The organism is Marinovum sp. (genome assembly GCF_034669705.1).
Taxonomy (GTDB): Bacteria; Pseudomonadota; Alphaproteobacteria; order Rhodobacterales; family Rhodobacteraceae; genus Marinovum.
In genome coordinates, this window is record NZ_JAXMOR010000007.1 from 42,872 (window position 1) to 61,526 (window position 18,655).

Here is an 18,655-nt window from a genome sequence, read left to right on the forward strand (position 1 = left end):
CCGGCCCCTTGCCCTGACCATTCCGGTGCAGGCGCATGCAACGGAGACCTTCCCATGAAAAACTTCATTGCCCCCGGTGAGCATGTCACCGTCATCACGCCCTCGGACGTATCCGCAGGCGATGGCCTTCTGATCGGCAGCCTGTTCGGTGTTGTCCAGGAGGATGCCGTGACCGGCGCGGATGTCGTCCTCGTCCGGCGCGGCGTCTTCATCCTGCCGAAGACCTCGGCTCAGGCCTGGACGGTCGGCGCGAAGGTCTACTGGACCGGCAGCGAATGCACCACCACCGCATCGGGGAACACGCTGATCGGTCTTGCCGAGAGCGCGGCGGCCAACCCGTCTGCGACCGGCCGGGTGCTGCTGGACGGTGCGGTCCGCTGATGAGCCTGTTCGACGGCATGTCTGATATCCTGACCGGCGTCCACGGGGCGCCGGTCACCCATATCGACGGTGCTGATGTCGAGACGGAGGTCCGCGCGATCTTCCGTGAGGACCCTGAGGAGGCGCCGGATGATCGCGGCAATGACGTGCTAACGCTGCGCGCCTATCTCGCGGTGCCGCGGGACGTTGCGGCGGGCTTCGTCACCGGTCCTGTTGCCGGCGACCAGGTGGTCCTCGCCGATGCGCGCCGTTTTCGCCTGCTTGCCGCGCAGTCCGGCGGCTCGCCGGCCGCGGACGGCTTTGTCTATTTCGACCTGGAGGAGTTCCCCTGATGGCGAAAGATGCCAACACCCGCCGCGTGCGGGCCCTGATGCACATTCCGGCCAGTGCCACATCGCCGGCGCGCCGGCGCGGCGAGGTCTTCGAGGCGACGCCACAGCAGTGGCGCGACTGGTGCGGCGTGAAGGTAGCGCATGTCGAGGATGGAGCGGAGGATGGCGGTGCATCCGCGAAAAAAGCTCCGCGATGATCTGCGGGCCGCGCTGGCAGCCCATGCGGATTTCGCTGGCTGGACCCAGTTCAAGGCCTGGGCGCACAGGCCCGACGAGAGCCAGCTGCCGGCCTGGGGGGTGTTCACGCCGCGCGAGACCGTGGCGCAGAGCACCGGCTTGGCCGTCAACAAGACCGTCGATCTGGTGATCGCCCTGCGGATCGCGGGCGGTGAGGCGATCGAGGACGAGATGGACGCGATCAGCGCGACCGTCGAGGACCAGGTGATCGGCTACCTGCAGGCCAACGCCTATCCCGAGTTCGGGCTCCTCAGCACCGATCTGCCCCTCTCGCTGCCCGGCGCCAAGCGCCTGGGCGACATCGACATGCTGTTCCAGGTGGTGCGCTACACCGTCGAGGGGCAGCCCTGATCAACCCCTGGCAATCCACGAAAGGACAGGACATGGGACGACACTCCGGCAAGAATGCCGTGGTCAAGAGCGGCAGCGACGTGATCGACGGCCTGGTGAGCTTCGACATCGAGGAGGGCATCGGCGATACCGATCTCACCGCCGCAGGCGACACCTGGGAAGATCACGACACGACGCAGAAGAACTGGTCGCTGTCGATGCAGTTCCGGCTCGACCACGACGGCACCGCAAACCAGACCCTGCGCGCCGGCGACGTGATCACCTTCTCGGGCTATACCGAGGGCGACGCCGTCGGGAAGACCTATCTCTCGGGCAGCGCCAGCGTGCTGAGCCACAAGATCTCGACCTCGCATGACGGCGAGACGGTGCGGGAGTATTCCTGCAAGGGCAAGGGCGCGCTGAGCGAAGCGACGGTGAGCGCATGAGCCACATTCTCGAGCAATTGAACCGGGTGCATGCCGCCCGGAAGATGGTCGCGGTCGAGGTTCCGGAATATGGCTGGACGCTGCGTTTCCCGCCGCTGACCGTCGCCGACCGGCAGGCCATCCGCCGCGGCGTCAATCCCAACGATGACAGCGAGCTGATGATCAGCGGGTTGATCCGCATGGCGCGCACCGAGGATGGTCAGCCGTTCTTCGAGAACACGCCGCAGATGCGCGCGGCGCTGAACCAGGTCGATTTCGCGGTGCTGATGCGGATCTCGGCTGAAAGCGGCGGCACCGCGCTTTCCGGTGATATCGAGGCCGAGTTCGGCGAGGTCGAGGCCGAGGCGCTGCGCGATGCCCTCGTTTCGGCGGTGGGCGACGCGCCCGCCCTGAAGAAGGTGCTGGCCAGGGCGTCCGAGGGTGATCTCCTGGTCGCACTTCGCGGGGTGCTGCAAGCCGTCTCGCTGGCCCCTGCGTCAAAAAACGCCTGAGGGGCGACCCGGAGGCGATCTCGTTCTTCCGGGTGGCCCATGAGTTCAAGAAATTCCCCCATGAAATCCTGCAGCTGACCGCCGAGGAATTCGACCTGATGGTCGGGTTCCTCCTGTTGCAGGACGAGGAGGCCGAGCGGCATGCTTAACCTGTTGAAATTCGACATCCTGGGCAACAACCGGTCTGGTCCCGCCTTCGACAAGATGCGCAATGACCTGAAGGGCGTGCGCGGTGCGCTGGCCGGGGTCAACGATTACGCCCGCCGCACCGGTCGGGCCATGCGCAACATCGGCGCCGGGATGTCAGCGGGTGTCACGGCGCCGCTCACCCTGCTGGGCAAGCAGTCCCTGCAGCTCTATCAGACCCAGGCCGAGGCCGAGGCCAAGGTGGCGCAGGCGATCCGCTCGACCGGCGGCGCGGCGGGCTATACCGAGGATCAGCTCAAGGGCATGGCCGGCGCGCTGCAGAATGTCACGACCTTCGGCGACGAGGATATCCTCGCCAATGTGACCGCGCCGCTCCTGACCTTCACCAAGGTGCAGGGCGAGGTCTTCGACCGGGCGCAGGCCAACGTGCTGGACATGGCGACGCTGTTGAAGATGGACCTCAAGAGCGCCTCGGTCCTTGTCGGCAAGGCGCTGAACGATCCGGTCAAGGGTATCTCCGCGCTGTCGCGGTCCGGGGTACAGTTCAGCGACAGCCAGAAGGAGGTGATCAAGCAGCTCGTGACGACGGGTGACGTGGCCGGGGCGCAGGCGCTGATCCTCAAGGAACTGGAGACCCAGTTCAAGGGACAGGCCGCCGCCATTGCCCAGACCCCGATGGGCAAGTGGGAGCAGCTGAGCAATGCCATCGGCGACATCAAGGAAGAGCTGGGGGCCGAGATCGTGCCGTTCCTCGACCCGCTGGCGGATCAGGTAAAGAAAGCGGTGGCGGCCTTCGCCGGTCTCTCGCCGGAAACCAAGCGCAACATCGTGGTCTTCGGCGGGCTGGCGGCGGCTATTGGTCCGGTGGTCGCTGTCCTGGGGGTGGCCGCGATGGGCGTGGGGACGCTGGCCACGGCGATCGGCGGACTGGGGGCGGCGCTGACGGCCAACCCCATCGGCCTTGCGATCGCCGTGATCGCGGGCGGCGCCTATCTCATCTATCGAAACTGGGAGGGCATTTCGGCCTGGTTCGCCGGGAAGTGGGCCGCGGTGCGCGCGACACTGACCGGTGCCTGGGAGGCAATCAAATCGGTATTCCTCCGCTACACCCCGCTCGGCCTGATCTACAGCCACTGGGAGGGCATCACCGGCTGGTTCGCGCAGAAATGGGGTGCGATCAAGAGCGGGGTGACAGAGCACTGGGATCGGATCAGGCAGACCTTTTCGGGGTATTCCGCGGCGACGATCCTGCATTCGCTCTGGCACAACGTCGGCACCTGGTTCACCACCCAGTGGAATGCGGTCCTGGGTTCGATCACGCTCAAATGGGAGCAGATCAAGACGCTCCTGCAGACCACCTATGGCGTCGATGCCCTGATCAAGGATGCCTGGTCCGGCATCGGCGCGTGGTTTTCGTCGCTCTCGGGCGAGGTGACCGATGCTTTCGTCACGATCTGGGAGGCGATCAAGACCGAGGTCAGCGCCTGGCCGGGGCGGATGGTGCAATACGGCAAGGACATCGTCAGCGGGTTGGTCAGCGGCATCCTCGGCGACAGCGAGAAAGCGGCCAGCGCCGGGCGCAACCTCGGGCGCCGGGCGGCCAGAGGCACGCGCGAGGCGGTGGACAGCCATTCGCCGTCGCGGGTCTTCATGGGCATCGGTTCGGACATCGTCGACGGCCTGGCGCTCGGGATCGAGCATAGTGGCGACAAGGCCACCGCCGCGGTGCGTGGGGTGGCCGGTGCGATGGTGAGCGTTGGCGAGCAGGCGTCGCAGAAGTTCGCGCCGGTGTTCTCGGGCGCGTTCAAATCCATTCTGGACGGTACCAAATCGGCCAAGCAGGCGCTCGGTGACCTGGCCAAGCAACTGGTCGGCATGGCGCTCGATGCAAATATCAAGCGGCTCTTCGACATGATCTTCTCTGGCGGTTCGCGCGGTGGCAGCGGCGGGCTGGGCGGGGTCGTGGCCAGTTTCTTCGGCTTCGCCAAGGGCGGTGCTTTCGCTGGCGGCCGTCAGATCACGGCCTTTGCAAAGGGCGGCGTTGTCGGCAATCCGACAGCCTTCGGCATGGCTCGCAACCAGCTGGGCGTCATGGGCGAGCGGGGCCCCGAGGCGATCCTGCCGCTAAAGCGCGGGCCCGGCGGCGTGCTCGGGGTGCGCGCGGTCGAGACTCGCCGGCCCGCGGCCGAGGCCCGGCCGGGCCGGATTCGGGTCGACCTCGGCGAGCACCTGGTCGGGACCATCCTGCAGACCTCGGCGCGCCAGTCGGTGCAGATCACCGGGGTGGCGGCGCAGCAGCAGCAGGCGACCATGGGGGCGAACCTGTCCGAACAGCAGCTGCGGGGCACCTCCTGATGCAGCGCGAGATCGTCGACGTGCCGCGCGGGCTTCTGCGTCTGCTCGAGGTCGACTGGGACATCGACTGGCGGGGGCAAGGCCTGCGTGACAGCGCCGATGGCGTCTCGACCGCGGTGATCAACCGGTTTCCGCGCTGGATTGGCAGCCCCCGTGTTGTCCTGGAGGGCGATCGGCTGCGCGCCTGGCGCGCGATCCGCGCCGAGGCGCAGGGGCTGGTCGGGCTTTATCGTGTGCCGATGGTCGACCCGGTGGGCTATGACTATCGCCAGGCGGTCGAGGACGCCGGCATCGCCCCTGCCGGCGTGCCTTTTTCGACCGGCGAGTCCTTCTCCCATGGCCACGGCTTTGCCTATGACCCGGTGGCGCAGGCAACGGCAGATTTCGCGGCGGGCGCGCCCGAGATCACGATCGACACGGCTTCGGCCGGTGCCCTTCCCCGCGTCGGCCAGATCCTCAGCCATGACGACAGACCGTTCTTGGTGACAGCGATCCTGACCACCTCAGGCACCGAATGCACGATCCGCATCCAGCTGCCGCTGCGCACTGATCTGCCTGAGGGCGGGCTGGTGCAGATGCAGGCAAGGGGCATCTTCGAGGCGGCAGAACAGCAGATGGGCAACCCGAGCTATGGTCTCGACCTTGTCTCGCGGGTGCGCCTCTCGTTCCGGGAGTACCTCGGCCGATGAGCTTCTTTCCTGACGGCTATGACCCCCGCGAACCCGTCGCCGGACTGCTGCACCTGGTCGAGGCCGAGACGCCCGACGGCACTCACCGTTTCCTGCTGCACAGCGAGGGCATCTTTACCGACGTCGACGGCAATCAGTGGATCGGCTCCGAAATGGTGCGCGACGAGGCGCTGGGCTTCGGTCTCGGAGGCACCGCCAAGGCCTCGAGCATTACGCTGGGCTATGTCGAGGACCCGCCAGATGATGTCGACCTGATCGGCAAGCTGCGCGAGCTGGGTGCAGATTATGTCAAAGGCTACGCGCTGCGCCGTTACGTGCAGCCGCTCAACGCGATCTCCGAGCTCTACGCGCCGCAGTTCGCGCCGCAGCAGGTGGCCGAAGAGGTGATGGATCACCTGACCTTCAATGCACCCGACGCGCTCAACCGCTCGATCACCCTGCATCTCGAGGGCGCCTTCCGGGTGCGCGGTGGCGCGGCCCGGCGGGTCTACAACACCACCGATCACGGCCGGCAACTGGGCGCGCCGAACCCGAGCTACGAGTTCATCCCGACCGAGCCGCGCGAAGAAAAGGTCTTTGGATCATGAACCTGCTGAGCCTGACGTTGCAGCGCTGGGCCGCGCGGCCGCATGTCTGGGGGCAGGACGATTGCATCCTGGCGCCGCTCGACTGGGTGAGCGCGGTGCTGGGCGGTCCCGATCTCGCCGCCGACCTGCGCCTGACCTACGAGGATTTCACCAGCGCGCAGAAGGCCTATCGCTTCTTCACCGATCCGCTGCCGCTGGCCGTGGACTACCTAGAGCGCCGCGCCGGGCTGTCGCGGGTGGCCGTGCCGGGGCGGGGCGACGTGGCGCTGTTCAAACATCCGGGGCAGGGCGGGCGCATCCTGCCCACCGCCGGCATCTGTGTCGCGCCGCATCTCTTTGCCTGCCGCGCCGATCCCGGCGTTCTGGCGGCGCGTCCGGCCAACGTGATGGCAGCATGGGGAGTTGGCTATGCCGATCAAGCGGTTGCGTAAACGCGCCCTGGCGATGGCGCTGGTCTGCACCACGGCGCTCACCACGCCCACCCAAGCCGCGGCCGAGCCCGTCACGATGTTCTTCCAGGGCTTCCTCGCGGCCGCCGGCTTTTACGGGGCCGCCGGTGGTGCGGTGGCAACGGCGCTCGGCGGGGCCGCGGCGGCCGGTGCCGCGGTGGGCGGGTTCCTCTTTGGTTCGCTCGCAGGGCGGGTGTTGCTGTCCCTGGCGCTCTCGGCGGTGGTCAACCTGCTCACGCCGCAGCCGGAAATCCCGCGCCCGTCGTCGCAGTTCGCCAACTACGTGCAGCCGATCGCGCCCTTCGAGCGGGTCTATGGCGAGGTCAAGAAGGGCGGCGTGATGGCCTTCCGCTCAGGCATCCGCGACAAGCTTAAGCACATGGTGATCACAGTCGCCGCGCATCCCTGCGAAGGGCCGCAGACCCACTTCCTCGACCTGCGCGAGGTGACCTTGGCCAAGGGGTCGGCCTTCGATGGCGTGATGCTGGATCACGAGGTCATCACCAAGCCTTACAAGTTCGACGATCCGCCGCGCAGCCGGGTCAGCATCCGGCCCTTCACTGGCGGGCCGGGGCAGGTGGCCGATCCGATCCTCGTCTCGACCTTCACCGAGTTCACCGCGGCGCATGACTTTGCCGGTCACAGCGGCGTGGCCTACTATTGCCGCGAGGTGCCGCAGGAGGATTTCCTCGAGGTCTACCCCTCCGGGCGCGAGGCGGTCTACACCGGCATCTGGCGCGGCTGGAACGCGATCTACGATCCGCGCAGCGACGAGGCCGGCTGGTCGCAGAACTGGGCGCTCTGCCTCGCGCATGAGCTGGTGAATGTCTGGGGGCTGGATGTCGACTGGGACCGGGTGGCGGTCGAAGCGGACATCTGCGACGCGCTGGTCACCAATGGCGACGGCGGAACGCAGAAGCGCTGGACCTTCAATCACGTCTTCACCGACGATCAAGACTTCCAGACCGTCATCGCGCAATTTCTCGGCGCAGCCGATGGCTATCTCTGGCAGCGGCCCGACGGAAAGGTCGATTTCTACGCCGGGCGCTGGATGGCTCCGACCCTGGCGCTCGAGGCGCGCGACTTCTTCAGCTGCCAGGTGGTCGACGGCAACCATGGCCTCAACCCCAGGACCGAGTACTTCGCCGAGTACCGAGAGCCCGACAACGGCTATCGCGAGACACCCTCGGCGGGTTGGGTGGTCGATGCCGAGGCGGCGCGCAATGCCCAGCAGCTGGCGCTCTACCCGATCGACAGCCACAACCAGGTGCTTCGGGTGCTCAAGCCTCTGGCCCGGGCCGAGCGGGCGCGGTTCAAGATCTCGGGCACCATCGGGCTGATCGGTTATGAGCTGATCGGCGGCCGCGAGAATGACGCCGGCGGCACCGCCGGGTTGGCGCATCGCTTCGTCACCGTTTCACACCCGGTGCTGGGCGAGGCGGTGGTCTGCGAGGTGGCCAAGGTCGAGCGCCTGGCCGGCGGCAACAGCTTCACGGTCGAGCTGATCTCGATCGCCTCGGAAGATCGTCAGTTCGTGTCGGCCACGGAAGAGCCGGCGCGGCCGAGCTACAATGCGGCCGACGTCGAGGGCGATGATCCGATCGACACGATCGACGATCTCACCGGCACCGCGGTCAGCGGCACCGGTGGCGTGGCGCAGATCAACTGGTCCTGGACCGCGCCGGACAGCAGCCTGAGCCCGGATCTGCGCCTGCGCGAGCAGGGCGGCGACTGGCAGCTGGTCACGCTGCCCTCTGGCACCGGCAGCTTCCTGCAGACCGGGTTGATCGACGGCGCCACCTACCAAGCGGAAATCCGGTGCCGGCACCGCTCCAACAGGGTCGGAGAATGGCGGCCGCTGACGCCGGTCGAGGTGGTGGCCATCGCCGACACCATGCCGCCGGGCGCGCATGTTTTCGGCAGCTTTGCCCTGAGCGAGACCGGTGGCGATGTCACCGTCAGCTTCGAGGCGCCGAACGATGCGCCTTACTACGCGACGCGGATCCTGCGCGCCGATTATGCCAGCGCGCCCGGCTCCTACGACGTCGCCGATGCCAGCCTGGTGCGGTTGGAATACGGGCTGCCCGGGCAGGTCGACAGCTGGGAAGACAGCACCGTCACGGCGGGCCATCACGCCTACTGGATCGTGCCGATCAACGCCTCCGGCGTGGCCGGGCCGGTCTCGGGGCCAGAGACAATCGACACAGTTTAGGAAGAGGCAGAGAGATGCTGGAAACCACCGAAACACCGCGCGCGGTGTGGCGCGGCAACCCCGTGCAATCCGACCATCAGCCGGACCCCGAGCGGATCGTGGCCCTGCTTGAGGAGATCCTGGCCCTTGCCGCCAGCACCGCCGACCTGAGCCTGGTCACCGGCGCACTTGACTGGCAGGGCGTTTGGGATGCCGCCGCCAACAGCCCGGCCATTCCGGCGGCCGCGGTCGGCAACAGCGGTCACCTCTACTGGGTCGGGACCGCGGGCAGTACCGCGCTCGACGGCATCAGCGGTTGGGCGGTCGGCGATTACGTGGTCTCCGACGGGAGTACCTGGAACCGCATCCGGATCGATGTCGGTGTCCTGTCGATCGGCGGCAAGTCCGGACCGGTTACGCTTGAAGCTGCCGACATCGACGACAGCAGCGCCGCCGGCCGGGCGCTGCTTCTGGCCGCCGATGCGGCCGCGCAGCGCGCTGCACTCGAGATCACTGCAATGGAACAGGTCGAGGACGATGCCAGCGGCAAGGCCGAGTTGATCGCTTCCGACGAGAACGGCTTTGCCTTCTTCCGCGCCAACGAGGACCGGATCGTCGGGGCGGGGATGGTGGCTGAGCGCGGTGGTGACCGCACCCTGATCACCGACCTGCGCGGGTTCCAGTACGACGACCGGACGCCGGCGCCCGGACTGGCCGCCCCGCTGCTGCCGCAGCGCCTCTTCGGGGTCACCGGGGTGGAGTTCGGGCTGCACCGCGACGGGCTGCTCGAGGACCGCGACACCGAGGCCCGGATGCTGCTCAACGGCGCCACCGGCCTGCAGCTGGAGGGCCAGGAGATGCTGCGCTGCGATCTCTCCGGTCTGGGCGTCTCGGCGACCGTGAGCCTGCGCGCGACCACCTGCGCCGCCCGCTACGGCGAGCAGAGCGTCACCGTCCATACCGCGCCGCAGTCGCCCGGCACCGGCAACGCCCCGGCGGTGCTTCTGGTGGGCGACAGCATTACCCACCGGGGGGCCGGGGCGATGCTCGATTACTGGCTCGACGCATGGGGCTATGTGCCGAGCTTCATCGGCACGCTGACCGGCGAAGCCGAAACCGATCCGACCGATGGTGTCACGGCGCTGGCGGCCACCTCCGGCGAGGGCAAGCCCGGCCATGCCCTGGCCGACCTGACCTATCTCTTCACCGGGCGGGTCTCGCCTCTGGCACCGGGGTCGGAGGCCACCTACGACAGCGAGACCGTCGACAACAAGCGGCTCTACAACACGATGATCCGGGCGGCTTCGGGCGAGCCAGCGGCGGATCAGCGCAACGGCTACGTGCTGGACTTCGCCAACTATGTTTCCCGCCACGGCCTGGCCACGCCCGACATGCTGGTGATCGGCTACGGCACCAACGACATCCGCGACTGTGGCATCGACGTGATCCGCGCTCACTTCTTCGACGAGTACAGCCTGGTCTTCCGGCGCTGGTTCGCCAGCTATCCGAACAAGCACGTGGTGGTCTGGATGCCCGGCACCGCGGCGGATTTCACCCGCTCGCGGGTCTGGACCCACGCCTATGCGCCCGCGCTCAAGGGGCTGATCGCCGCTGCCAGTGCCGAGACCGCCGCCAATGCCGGCGCTGGCGAGGTGCTGGTGGTGCCGGCCTGGGCCATGGCGGCGCAGGGCGCGGGCTATGACCTGAGCACCTCCACCGAGACCGTCGATGCCGACACCAGCGGGGTCCTGCGGCAGATCGAAGACACCATTCACCCGACCGCCGGCACCCGCTTTGCCACCCTCAAATCCATCGCCGCAGCGATTGCCTGCGCCATTCAGGGAGAAATCTGATGTCCACCATTCTGCGCGCCAAGGGGAACGTGATTGCACCCTCCGGGCTCGACAACCCGCATCAGGACGGGCTGTTGCTGAGCCATGTGTTCTGCGACCTGACGGATGGCTATTTCCACCGCAACTTCGCGCCGGGGAAGCCCGACAGCGAGGTCTACGGCACGGTGGCCCCCTCGCTCTCAGGCACGGCCGCGCGCTTCACCGGCCTCAGCAACTTCATCCAGAGCCGTATCCTCGAGCCGCGCGTCGGCACGGTGCTCATGGTGGCCTCGACCGTCGACAGCCTGGTCGACGACGCCAACCGACCGATGTTCTTCGGCACCTGGACCGGGACGCCGCGCGACGAGGCCACAGCCTCGACCACCTTTGGCCTCTACAGCCGGATCACCAGCGCGAGTTCGCCGAACGCGGTGCGCATGGGGGCAGGGCGGGGCACTTCGGTCTCTGATGACGTCAATGGCGACTGCGCGCTGCTGGCCAATGACGCCAGCGCGCCGCACATCTACACGATGACCTTCTCGGAGGCCGGGCCGAACGTGGCCGAGGATCACACCGAGGGCGTCACCGCCGACGACGACAGCACCGCGCCGCGCTTCCCGACCGACCAGATGGTGCGGATCGGATCCGGCTACACGCAATACACCGGCACCTGCGACCTGACGCTGTTCCGCCTCTGGGAACGGGTGTTGAGCGCGGCCGAGATCACCGCCGAGGTGGCCCATGCGCGCGCCTTCATGACGCGTCTGGACGTGGCGCTCTGAGCCGCCGCCAAGCCTTCAAACCCGAACACCGGACCCTCCGCCCGCCGTCGCGCGGGCTTTTTCATTGGAGACCCCACATGCGCAAGATCACCGAGATCGTCATCCACGCCTCGGCCACGCGGCCCGACTGGATGACCGAGCGACCCATCACCGACAAGCTTGCCGAGATCAGACGCTGGCACACCACCGACCGCGGCTGGTCCGACATCGGCTATCATCTGCTGATCGACCGCGATGGCACGGTGGCCGCGGGCCGGCCGCTGGAGCGCACCGGGGCGCATGTGAGGGGCCGCAACACCGGCACGATCGGCATTTGCCTGATCGGCGGCCACGGATCGGCCAAAACCGACGCGTTTCACGACAATTTCACGATCCGGCAGCACGCGGCCCTGAAGGCGCAGATCGCCGCGCTCCAGGCCCGCTTCGGTACTCTCAGGGTCACCGGTCACAACCAGTACGCGGCGAAAGCCTGCCCCGGGTTCTCGGTGCCTCAGTGGTTGGCGACAGGCCGCGACACCCGAGCGCCCGAGACGCCGAAAGATAGTTCGACCGAGGCCGCGCGGCTGCGCTGGCGCCTGGCGGAGATCCGCGACACGGCCGCAAGCGCCCTCGGCGGCGCATGACCCTCACTGACTGGCGCTTGGCGTTCTTCTTCGCGGCGCTGTGCCGCCTCATGAAAGGATCTCCGCATGGACACCCTCAAGACCCTCCTGTCGAACGCCGAGCTGGTCGAGCTGCTGCTTGCAGGCATCGGCGTCGTGCTCACCCTCCTGATCAACCGGGCCGCTGGGGCCCTCGAGGCCGCGACCGGCATACGCATTGACGCGGCCCACCGCGAGGCCCTGCACTCGGCCATCCGCTCCGGCATCGAGGCGGCGCTCGAAGAGGGGCCGGAGGCCGGACTTGGCGACATCAAGGCCGCGGCCATCGCATATGCCCATCGCAGCGTGCCGGGCGCGATCCGCGCGCTGGTGCCGGGCGAGGGGGTGCTCGATGCTCTGGCGCTGCGCTATTACCGCGAGGCCATGCAGCGGGCGGGGTTTCCCGCGCCGGAGCTGATGCTGTGACAGCCCATGTGTCGATCGCGGACTCGTTGCTTCAGAACGGCCGGGCGCTCGAGTGGCTGACCAGCTGCATCATCCTGACCTTCGCCTGCACCCTGGCACTGCCCGGCGACACGCTCGCCACCAGCTCGGCCTTCGGCGCGTTCGTGGCGCTGGGGGCTGACGAGGCGGCGCTGGTGCTGCCGCTGACCTTCATCGCCGCGATGCGCATGGCCGGGCTTTGGATCAACGGCAACTGGCGCCGGTCGCCACTTTTGCGCTGCGTGGGCGCGGTGCTGGGCGCCGGCATCTTCATGGGGCTTGCCGTGCTCTTCGCCGTGCCGTTTCTCGGCGGCCAGACGGGCGCGCTGACCACGGGCGTCGGCACCTATTTCGTGCTGGCGGCCTTTGACATTCTCGCCGCCTACAGGTCCGCCGCCGATGCTGCCGTTCATCAATTCGATTGAGCCGGAAGCCTGGGTCGGGCTCGCCGGGCTCATGGCGGGGATCGGCGGGGCGATCGCCGCCGTATTCCGCGGCGTCCGGAAGACCCCGCCGCAGGTCGGAACCGGCCCGCCGCCGACCGACCTGACCGAATACGTGCTGAGCGAGACCCGCCGGGCCAATGCCACGCTGAGCCTGATCGATGAGCGCATGACCGAAATCGACCACCGCACCGAGCATATGGCAGCCGACCTGCGCGTCCTGCTCGACCGCAAACACTGACCCAATCCGAGAGGAGGCATTGATGGCTTACGATTCCGTTTTCACCGCGCCGGGCGCTGCCTGGACTCAGCCCGCCGCCGAGGACATCACCAGCGCCGTCAAGGTGCAGAACCTCGGCAACGAGGCCTTCGCGGTCTATGCCACCGCCGGCGCCGCCCCGGCCGGCGGCCCGGAGACCGTCGGGGCAACCACCCTCGAGCCCGGCGAAGGCCTCCAGGGTTTCCTCGACGATCTCTTCCTCGTCGCTGCGCCGACCCGTCTCTGGCTTTACGGCTGGAACGGCATCTCGGCCAGCATCCAGTACCTGTGAGGCCCATCATGCAGACAGCTTTCGGCCTGGGCGTGCCAGGCCCCCTCCGCCAATTCAGGATCGGGCGCCGCCCCGACATCCCGCGCTTTGCCTATGTGATGCAGAACGGCCAACTCGTCGGCCAGAACGGCGCGCTGCTTATCGAGGTACTCTGACATGCCCATGATCGACATCAACAGTACCGGTCTTGCCGGCCGGGTCGCCGATCTCACCACCGTCCTCGAGGCACCCTTTGCCGGCGAGGTTGCCGCCGGCTGCCTGCTGCGCATCCTGCGCGCGGACGGCTCCGAGATCACCTATCGCGCCCTGCGGCCCTTCACCTGGTCGGCCGAGTTCGACCACGTCTACAAGGCCGACCCCGAGCTGGTGAAAGTCTCCGAGCGGCGCGCCCGCAGTGTCGCGATCCCGACGCCCACCGGATTTACCGCGCCGCCCTTCACGGTCGAGCGTGTCGGCCCGCACCGGGTGCGCACCAGCCTCGATGACCCGCATGTCTACCGCGAGACCTTCCTGCCGGCACCGGCGCAGTACCTGCATGTCGACAACGTGGCGGGGAGCAACGGCAACTCTGGTGCCACCCGGGCTCTCGCGAAGAGCTCGCTGATCTCCGGCGCGGTCACCGCCGCCAACGCGGCCGGGACCAACGCGCTGATCTACCTCTACAACGCCGCCGGCCCGACCTATGACCGCCACAGCGGGCTTCGCCACGACAGCCAGCTCACCGTCAACCATGGGGTCATCGGCGTGCCGGATGCCGAGGGCAACCCGCCGATCCTCTCCAACAGCTACGGCCCGGCCGATGCCAGCTGGGCGGCCAACGCCAGTCATGCCCATGTCTGGGAGGCCGGCACCGGCACCATGTCGCAGCCCGGCCGCGTCTTCGATCGCACGGTTCCGCGTTTCGTCACCCACCACGTCAGCGGCCGCACGTTCCGCCTGCCGCTCGAATACGCGCGCAAGACCTCGCTGGCGGAGGTCGCGGCGCTGCCCGGCAGCTACTGGTTCGACAGCGCCAATGCCAAGTTCTACGTCAACCGGATCGGCGGCGGCGCCCCGACGCTAGGCGATGACATCCTGATCACCCGTTCGGTTAGCAGCATAATCCTTGGCGCCAGTGAACTCTACTACGAGAACGTCATCTTCCTTTCGGGGGTACAGGTGGCGTCCAGCGGGGCAGGGAGCCGGGCGCACTTCAGCGACTGCGTGTTCCTCGGCGCGCGGGGCTCGGGCTGCTACACGACGTCCTGCGAAAGCATCGGAACGCGCAATTGCATCGTGCTCGATTCCGAGCTCGACGGGCTGAACTATCACGACGACGGCGGCCTCGGGACGGTGACCTTCCACGAGATCAACCCGATGGTGATCGGCACCGATGTCTTTGACGCCGGCGGATCGATGCAGTGCAGCACGGCGCATGACGGGGTGAAGGGCTGGACGGTGAACCCGCATTTCGCAGGCAGCCACAAGGACAACATCACCGACATCCAGACCACCGAGCGGATCGTCTACGGAGGCTATCTGGGACCGGGGCGGGCAGGGGGCGCCGGTGACCAGGGCCATGTCTTCGCCGGTGTCACGTCGAAGATCGCGCTCTACGACGTGGCCTGGGACGGGCGGCTCGACACGGCGGGACCTATCTTCGACGGCAATGCCACGCATGCGATCAAGATGCTGCATACCGAGCTGCCTTTTGACGCGAACCAGTGGTCTGAGGTTTCGGCGGCGTGGTGAGGTTGATCGGAGGGAGCAACGGCCGTCGGTTACGAAGGGCTGCCGGTTTAGCCACATGCCTGCTGCCAATGCCGTTGAGTTATCCGCTTGCCAGTACGTTGGTACCATCGGTAAATTCTTGGAGGCATGATCTGAGCTCGGTGCAAGGGACGGGGAGGCGGTGAGCCGACCGTCGCTGCGGTCTGGGCCAATGGCCGCTGTGCGCAGGAAGCAACCTTTGCAAAGTCGCGGAGTCTGGCGGCATGACAGAAGACCGGTGCCGCATGCGCACTGGGCAATGCAGCCGTTCGCCGCAGGTGCGCCCGTCAAACCTCACCAAACGGGAACAGTGCGGGACAAAGCTGCCGCTCGCCGCGCAACAGTCGGATGTCGGATTACGTATCGCGCTGCGCCGACTGGGTTGTATGCACTAAACATAATAAAAACGCAGCAGACGCCCAATGATGAGGTTCTAAAAACATGAAATATTCGAAAAATGATTTTGACATGATTGTTGCCGAATTAGAGCGGCGTCTGTGTGAAGATGTCGAAGACCCGCTTCCGTGTCGCCTGTTTGAATTCGCAATGCCGGACAATCGTGACCAAGCCAAGATGAAAGGTGGAACGGTTGTAGACCATGTGGCGGATGCTTGTAATTTGGCCTCAAGCATTCAAGGAATTTATAGCCTTCTCACGTTAGTCAATGATGATGAGGATTGTGACCGCTTGTCCAGAGTACTTGTCCGCGAACTGGGCGCCCTTCGTGAAGCAGTCCAAAATGCAGTGGAAGAGCAACATGCTTATGAAAAGCAAGTTTTGAAGCGGGCAGGGACATCAGGGTTTAGTGGGACACCTGAAGAGAAGAATATCAGGCTTTGGGCCGATGTTCTTAAGCATCCAGCCGCAACCATTCTTGCCCATCAGTGTTTCTCAGAAACCAACGAAGCTGAAAGGATTATTGATACCGCAACAATGCGATGCCTCGAAAAAAAGATGCGAAAAATCTGCGAGGATGACCTCGATGTCGACGGCAACACGAGCAAAGCATGGGGTAAAGTATGGAAGGACTACTCGGGAGCGACCGTGCAATTTAACTTGCCGACAGTGGATGAAATCAAGGCATTCTTAGAGGTGATTGCAGATCGTTTGCAGGACCTGATTGATCGACGCCAAGAAATTTCGACGACTTAATCGCTTAAGCGGACATGCGTTATGTTGCAGCAATCTAGAACTAAGGGCTCAAATCGGATTTGCGGCGTTGCGGCTTGCGATTCTTAACCCTGCAGGCCTCGGCGCGACCAACCGTTTGACCGGTCTCAGCTCAAAGTGGACGTGTCGCCAAAATTCAATGCGGTGATAGCAGACCTTTGAGGCAACGTCCGGAAGCGACTAGATCGCGGGCAACCTGTCTTTCCCCGCAACTGCAGCTTGGGCAAACCCGAGCGTCTGCTTTGCCACTGAAGGCCATCGCTGAAAAACCGTGATCAACGTAGTATCAAAACGCGACGAGCCGATTTATTGCAGCACAGAAAATATTTTTTTCCATACCGTAGTAACAAGAACTGAACCAACAAGCGCTCAGTTGACCACGCCCAGTTCCGCGGGGACGGGTGCGACGTTATCCATTATTGAAGCCAAAACCTTCAACGAATCAAATAGCTCGGTATGGTGGTTTTTTGAATCATAAGTAAGACATTTAAGGTTTCTATTATACCGCAAAGAATTAACCATATCTTTTGGAACTTTTGAGGATGTCACCAGGTAGTGAGGTCTCGAGTTGGGAAAGTTGAACCTGTGGTTTTCGAGCAGAAGATTTAGGTCCGGATCAGAAATTCCGCAACCAATAAATAAAAATGTATGAGACAAGAGGCAAGCATCTAAAACATCATAAAACGCCGAATGAGAAACACGCGCTTTAGCGTAGTCATGTTGGGTGAATATCAGTTCAGCGGGATGCTCGATGGAGCCATGAACTTTGATAATATGCGTTCGATCCTCTCTCAGAAAATTATGAACATCAGGATCTGTGTAACGCATGACAGAAACCAGCCCGCCAGTCACACCATTCACATAGTTTTCAAAGATTTGGTCAAAGTTCGGAGTCAAGTAGATCCTCTGATCCAAGTTAAAGATGACCTTGTGAATTTCTGCCGGCGTGAATCCAGGGTCCACAAATTTCGCACGAAGGAATGGAGGCCACTCTTCCTCCATTTTGTTTTTAAGCCACTCGCAAGCATGCAAAAGGTCGTTCTCTTTGATGGCCTTTTTGATATGCGAAGTTCCCCTGCCGCCAACCTTTTCCAAAGCGGAGTTGAGGAATTCAACCCAAAGTGGCGGGCGAGTCTCACCATCCTGTCCAATTGAATTTTTCGAGACGCCGCTACCCAGGAAGACAACAACTCTCCGCGCCAGAAGATCTCGCTTGAGTTGATCAGGCCAGTCAATCATTCCCGCCACCCTGACCGTTCGACAATCTCTTTCGCTACAGCACCGAAGGTTTCTCTAGAATCCTTTACTTTTGAAAAATGAGCTCCACGAACGCCATCTTGCGCTTTAAGTTTGAACACTGGAGCTCGCGCTGATTGTGATAGCGGGATCAAACTATGCAAATTTGGAACTGCACCAAGATCGAAACTCTTGTTTGGTGCAGCTAATGGAGCGGTTTCTGAAAGCTCGCGAGACACGACACCCTCAAATTGGCGCATTATCCGCTCGTAGGCGTTAACTGCTCTCTTGGTTCCTTTAGAGTCAGCTTTAGCAATATACTGCTGCGAAACGTATCCGACGAACTTAAGCTCCCGCGTCAGTTCAGTGTCTACTTCCTCAGGATCGTCTACATTCAACACACCAACATCCCATTGCTTTTTCCATTTGGACATCCATGTGGAAATATTTTCTATTGCCTTGACGCTGAAAATATCAATCGACATTGGGGCAATAAAATAGTCACTCCCCAAGAGTACAGCTCGATTTATGGAGCCCAGCGATGGGCCGACGTCAAAAAATACAAAATCATAACCATCGCAACGTTTCATTAACTCTGCGAAAAGAAGAGTTGTCCTCATACCTCGAGAGTCCCCCCCAATTGCGGACCCCCAGTCCTTCGCAAGTAAGTCCTCAGTGAGAGCGAGTCGCGGATCTCCGGGCAGAACGTCCACATCAAAGCGTGGACTCGGAGAAACGCTGAGCTCTCGACTATACCCTTTCCCAAGTGACAGTGGTCGTATAACATTGTAGAGAGTGAAGGATGATGTCTCTTCATAAAAATATGAGAGCTTTTTGTCGTCAAACATGTATTGAGTTGCGTTGCACTGAGGGTCTGCATCAATAACTAGAACATTGGCCTCATATTCGTCGGCGACATATGCAGCGATATTGCAAAGCAAGGTCGTCTTTCCGACGCCGCCTTTGTTATTAAAGAATGTAATTGACTTAGCCACGGGTAGCCTCCTCATGCGTTCGCATCGGTTTTTCAGATATTTTCCGTTGGCGCAAGCTTTCGATCGCATTTACAGTCCGGAGCTTCTGGCTCGGGCTCGGACTGCGATCGACATGTTGTGCTACCGAAGGGCTGCATCCTAGGGTCAGGATGCATTGATTTTCAGTGCGCTGCGTGA

The 18,655-nt window shown here is 64.0% G+C and carries 23 protein-coding genes; 21 read left to right on the forward strand and 2 right to left on the reverse strand.

Going from position 1 to position 18,655, the window contains the following annotated elements:
* Nucleotides 1-54 precede the first annotated feature (54 nt).
* The 21 genes from VOI27_RS06950 (at nucleotide 55) to VOI27_RS07050 (ending at nucleotide 16,229) form a co-directional block, all read left to right on the forward strand.
* Complete coding sequence (locus tag VOI27_RS06950; RefSeq protein ID WP_323764590.1) at nucleotides 55-381, forward strand: DUF2190 family protein; 327 nt, start codon at nucleotides 55-57, stop codon at nucleotides 379-381.
* Entirely contained in the window at nucleotides 381-713 is a 333-nt protein-coding gene (locus VOI27_RS06955; RefSeq protein ID WP_323764591.1) for a hypothetical protein, read from the forward strand. The genes VOI27_RS06950 and VOI27_RS06955 overlap by 1 nt, the downstream gene beginning before the upstream one ends.
* Nucleotides 713-910, forward strand: a complete 198-nt coding sequence (locus VOI27_RS06960) for a hypothetical protein (protein ID WP_323764592.1) — start codon at nucleotides 713-715, stop codon at nucleotides 908-910. Before VOI27_RS06955 ends, VOI27_RS06960 begins: the two co-directional genes overlap by 1 nt.
* Nucleotides 882-1,301, forward strand: a complete 420-nt coding sequence (locus tag VOI27_RS06965; protein ID WP_323764593.1) for a hypothetical protein — start codon at nucleotides 882-884, stop codon at nucleotides 1,299-1,301. Before VOI27_RS06960 ends, VOI27_RS06965 begins: the two co-directional genes overlap by 29 nt.
* Nucleotides 1,302-1,333: 32 nt before the next feature.
* Complete coding sequence (locus VOI27_RS06970; protein ID WP_323764594.1) at nucleotides 1,334-1,726, forward strand: hypothetical protein; 393 nt, start codon at nucleotides 1,334-1,336, stop codon at nucleotides 1,724-1,726.
* Nucleotides 1,723-2,217 carry a hypothetical protein gene (locus VOI27_RS06975; protein ID WP_323764595.1) on the forward strand — a complete coding sequence of 165 codons (495 nt, stop codon included), beginning with the start codon at nucleotides 1,723-1,725 and terminating at the stop codon, nucleotides 2,215-2,217. Before VOI27_RS06970 ends, VOI27_RS06975 begins: the two co-directional genes overlap by 4 nt.
* Nucleotides 2,218-2,358: 141 nt before the next feature.
* Nucleotides 2,359-4,719 carry a hypothetical protein gene (locus tag VOI27_RS06980; protein ID WP_323764596.1) on the forward strand — a complete coding sequence of 787 codons (2,361 nt, stop codon included), beginning with the start codon at nucleotides 2,359-2,361 and terminating at the stop codon, nucleotides 4,717-4,719.
* Entirely contained in the window at nucleotides 4,719-5,408 is a 690-nt protein-coding gene (locus VOI27_RS06985) for a hypothetical protein (protein ID WP_323764597.1), read from the forward strand. The genes VOI27_RS06980 and VOI27_RS06985 overlap by 1 nt, the downstream gene beginning before the upstream one ends.
* Nucleotides 5,405-5,995 (forward strand): hypothetical protein, encoded by a 591-nt coding sequence (locus tag VOI27_RS06990; protein WP_323764598.1) that lies wholly within the window; start codon nucleotides 5,405-5,407, stop codon nucleotides 5,993-5,995. The genes VOI27_RS06985 and VOI27_RS06990 overlap by 4 nt, the downstream gene beginning before the upstream one ends.
* Entirely contained in the window at nucleotides 5,992-6,426 is a 435-nt protein-coding gene (locus VOI27_RS06995; protein WP_323764599.1) for a DUF6950 family protein, read from the forward strand. Before VOI27_RS06990 ends, VOI27_RS06995 begins: the two co-directional genes overlap by 4 nt.
* Nucleotides 6,404-8,656, forward strand: coding sequence for a hypothetical protein (locus VOI27_RS07000; protein ID WP_323764600.1), 2,253 nt, complete (start codon nucleotides 6,404-6,406; stop codon nucleotides 8,654-8,656). The genes VOI27_RS06995 and VOI27_RS07000 overlap by 23 nt, the downstream gene beginning before the upstream one ends.
* 14 nt (nucleotides 8,657-8,670) lie before the next feature.
* A complete protein-coding gene (locus VOI27_RS07005; RefSeq protein ID WP_323764601.1) occupies nucleotides 8,671-10,488 on the forward strand; it encodes a hypothetical protein in 1,818 nt (605 codons plus the stop codon).
* Nucleotides 10,488-11,249, forward strand: coding sequence for a hypothetical protein (locus tag VOI27_RS07010; RefSeq protein WP_323764602.1), 762 nt, complete (start codon nucleotides 10,488-10,490; stop codon nucleotides 11,247-11,249). The genes VOI27_RS07005 and VOI27_RS07010 overlap by 1 nt, the downstream gene beginning before the upstream one ends.
* A 77-nt stretch (nucleotides 11,250-11,326) precedes the next feature.
* Nucleotides 11,327-11,872 (forward strand): N-acetylmuramoyl-L-alanine amidase, encoded by a 546-nt coding sequence (locus VOI27_RS07015; protein WP_323764603.1) that lies wholly within the window; start codon nucleotides 11,327-11,329, stop codon nucleotides 11,870-11,872.
* A gap of 66 nt (nucleotides 11,873-11,938) precedes the next feature.
* The gene (locus VOI27_RS07020) at nucleotides 11,939-12,316 is read left to right on the forward strand and encodes a hypothetical protein (protein ID WP_323764604.1); all 378 of its coding nucleotides are present in this window, start codon (nucleotides 11,939-11,941) and stop codon (nucleotides 12,314-12,316) included.
* The gene (locus VOI27_RS07025; protein WP_323764605.1) at nucleotides 12,313-12,759 is read left to right on the forward strand and encodes a hypothetical protein; all 447 of its coding nucleotides are present in this window, start codon (nucleotides 12,313-12,315) and stop codon (nucleotides 12,757-12,759) included. Before VOI27_RS07020 ends, VOI27_RS07025 begins: the two co-directional genes overlap by 4 nt.
* A complete protein-coding gene (locus VOI27_RS07030; protein ID WP_323764606.1) occupies nucleotides 12,734-13,018 on the forward strand; it encodes a hypothetical protein in 285 nt (94 codons plus the stop codon). Before VOI27_RS07025 ends, VOI27_RS07030 begins: the two co-directional genes overlap by 26 nt.
* Nucleotides 13,019-13,040: 22 nt before the next feature.
* Entirely contained in the window at nucleotides 13,041-13,328 is a 288-nt protein-coding gene (locus VOI27_RS07035; RefSeq protein ID WP_323764607.1) for a hypothetical protein, read from the forward strand.
* A gap of 8 nt (nucleotides 13,329-13,336) precedes the next feature.
* Nucleotides 13,337-13,483, forward strand: a complete 147-nt coding sequence (locus tag VOI27_RS07040) for a hypothetical protein (RefSeq protein WP_323764608.1) — start codon at nucleotides 13,337-13,339, stop codon at nucleotides 13,481-13,483.
* Nucleotides 13,484-13,490: 7 nt separating this feature from the next.
* Nucleotides 13,491-15,059 (forward strand): hypothetical protein, encoded by a 1,569-nt coding sequence (locus VOI27_RS07045; protein WP_323764609.1) that lies wholly within the window; start codon nucleotides 13,491-13,493, stop codon nucleotides 15,057-15,059.
* Between the two features lie 459 nt (nucleotides 15,060-15,518).
* The gene (locus VOI27_RS07050) at nucleotides 15,519-16,229 is read left to right on the forward strand and encodes a hypothetical protein (protein ID WP_323764610.1); all 711 of its coding nucleotides are present in this window, start codon (nucleotides 15,519-15,521) and stop codon (nucleotides 16,227-16,229) included.
* A gap of 387 nt (nucleotides 16,230-16,616) precedes the next feature.
* Here VOI27_RS07050 and VOI27_RS07055 read toward each other — a convergent pair whose 3' ends face one another.
* Nucleotides 16,617-17,486, reverse strand: a complete 870-nt coding sequence (locus VOI27_RS07055; RefSeq protein WP_323764611.1) for an SIR2 family protein — start codon at nucleotides 17,484-17,486, stop codon at nucleotides 16,617-16,619.
* A complete protein-coding gene (locus tag VOI27_RS07060; protein ID WP_323764612.1) occupies nucleotides 17,483-18,478 on the reverse strand; it encodes a ParA family protein in 996 nt (331 codons plus the stop codon). Before VOI27_RS07060 ends, VOI27_RS07055 begins: the two co-directional genes overlap by 4 nt.
* Between the last annotated feature and the right edge of the window lie 177 nt (nucleotides 18,479-18,655).

Coding starts and splice junctions, on each gene's coding strand:
- VOI27_RS06970 (WP_323764594.1), top strand. CDS start 1,334: ATGGGACGACACTCCGGCAAGAATGCCGTGGTCAAGAGCGGCAGCGAC.
- VOI27_RS06955 (WP_323764591.1), top strand. CDS start 381: ATGAGCCTGTTCGACGGCATGTCTGATATCCTGACCGGCGTCCACGGG.
- VOI27_RS07045 (WP_323764609.1), top strand. CDS start 13,491: ATGATCGACATCAACAGTACCGGTCTTGCCGGCCGGGTCGCCGATCTC.
- VOI27_RS06980 (WP_323764596.1), top strand. CDS start 2,359: ATGCTTAACCTGTTGAAATTCGACATCCTGGGCAACAACCGGTCTGGT.
- VOI27_RS06990 (WP_323764598.1), top strand. CDS start 5,405: ATGAGCTTCTTTCCTGACGGCTATGACCCCCGCGAACCCGTCGCCGGA.
- VOI27_RS07010 (WP_323764602.1), top strand. CDS start 10,488: ATGTCCACCATTCTGCGCGCCAAGGGGAACGTGATTGCACCCTCCGGG.
- VOI27_RS07040 (WP_323764608.1), top strand. CDS start 13,337: ATGCAGACAGCTTTCGGCCTGGGCGTGCCAGGCCCCCTCCGCCAATTC.
- VOI27_RS07050 (WP_323764610.1), top strand. CDS start 15,519: ATGAAATATTCGAAAAATGATTTTGACATGATTGTTGCCGAATTAGAG.
- VOI27_RS06960 (WP_323764592.1), top strand. CDS start 713: ATGGCGAAAGATGCCAACACCCGCCGCGTGCGGGCCCTGATGCACATT.
- VOI27_RS07035 (WP_323764607.1), top strand. CDS start 13,041: ATGGCTTACGATTCCGTTTTCACCGCGCCGGGCGCTGCCTGGACTCAG.
- VOI27_RS07055 (WP_323764611.1), bottom strand. CDS start 17,486: ATGATTGACTGGCCTGATCAACTCAAGCGAGATCTTCTGGCGCGGAGA.
- VOI27_RS07020 (WP_323764604.1), top strand. CDS start 11,939: ATGGACACCCTCAAGACCCTCCTGTCGAACGCCGAGCTGGTCGAGCTG.
- VOI27_RS06985 (WP_323764597.1), top strand. CDS start 4,719: ATGCAGCGCGAGATCGTCGACGTGCCGCGCGGGCTTCTGCGTCTGCTC.
- VOI27_RS06995 (WP_323764599.1), top strand. CDS start 5,992: ATGAACCTGCTGAGCCTGACGTTGCAGCGCTGGGCCGCGCGGCCGCAT.
- VOI27_RS07015 (WP_323764603.1), top strand. CDS start 11,327: ATGCGCAAGATCACCGAGATCGTCATCCACGCCTCGGCCACGCGGCCC.
- VOI27_RS07030 (WP_323764606.1), top strand. CDS start 12,734: ATGCTGCCGTTCATCAATTCGATTGAGCCGGAAGCCTGGGTCGGGCTC.
- VOI27_RS06950 (WP_323764590.1), top strand. CDS start 55: ATGAAAAACTTCATTGCCCCCGGTGAGCATGTCACCGTCATCACGCCC.
- VOI27_RS06975 (WP_323764595.1), top strand. CDS start 1,723: ATGAGCCACATTCTCGAGCAATTGAACCGGGTGCATGCCGCCCGGAAG.
- VOI27_RS07000 (WP_323764600.1), top strand. CDS start 6,404: ATGCCGATCAAGCGGTTGCGTAAACGCGCCCTGGCGATGGCGCTGGTC.
- VOI27_RS07005 (WP_323764601.1), top strand. CDS start 8,671: ATGCTGGAAACCACCGAAACACCGCGCGCGGTGTGGCGCGGCAACCCC.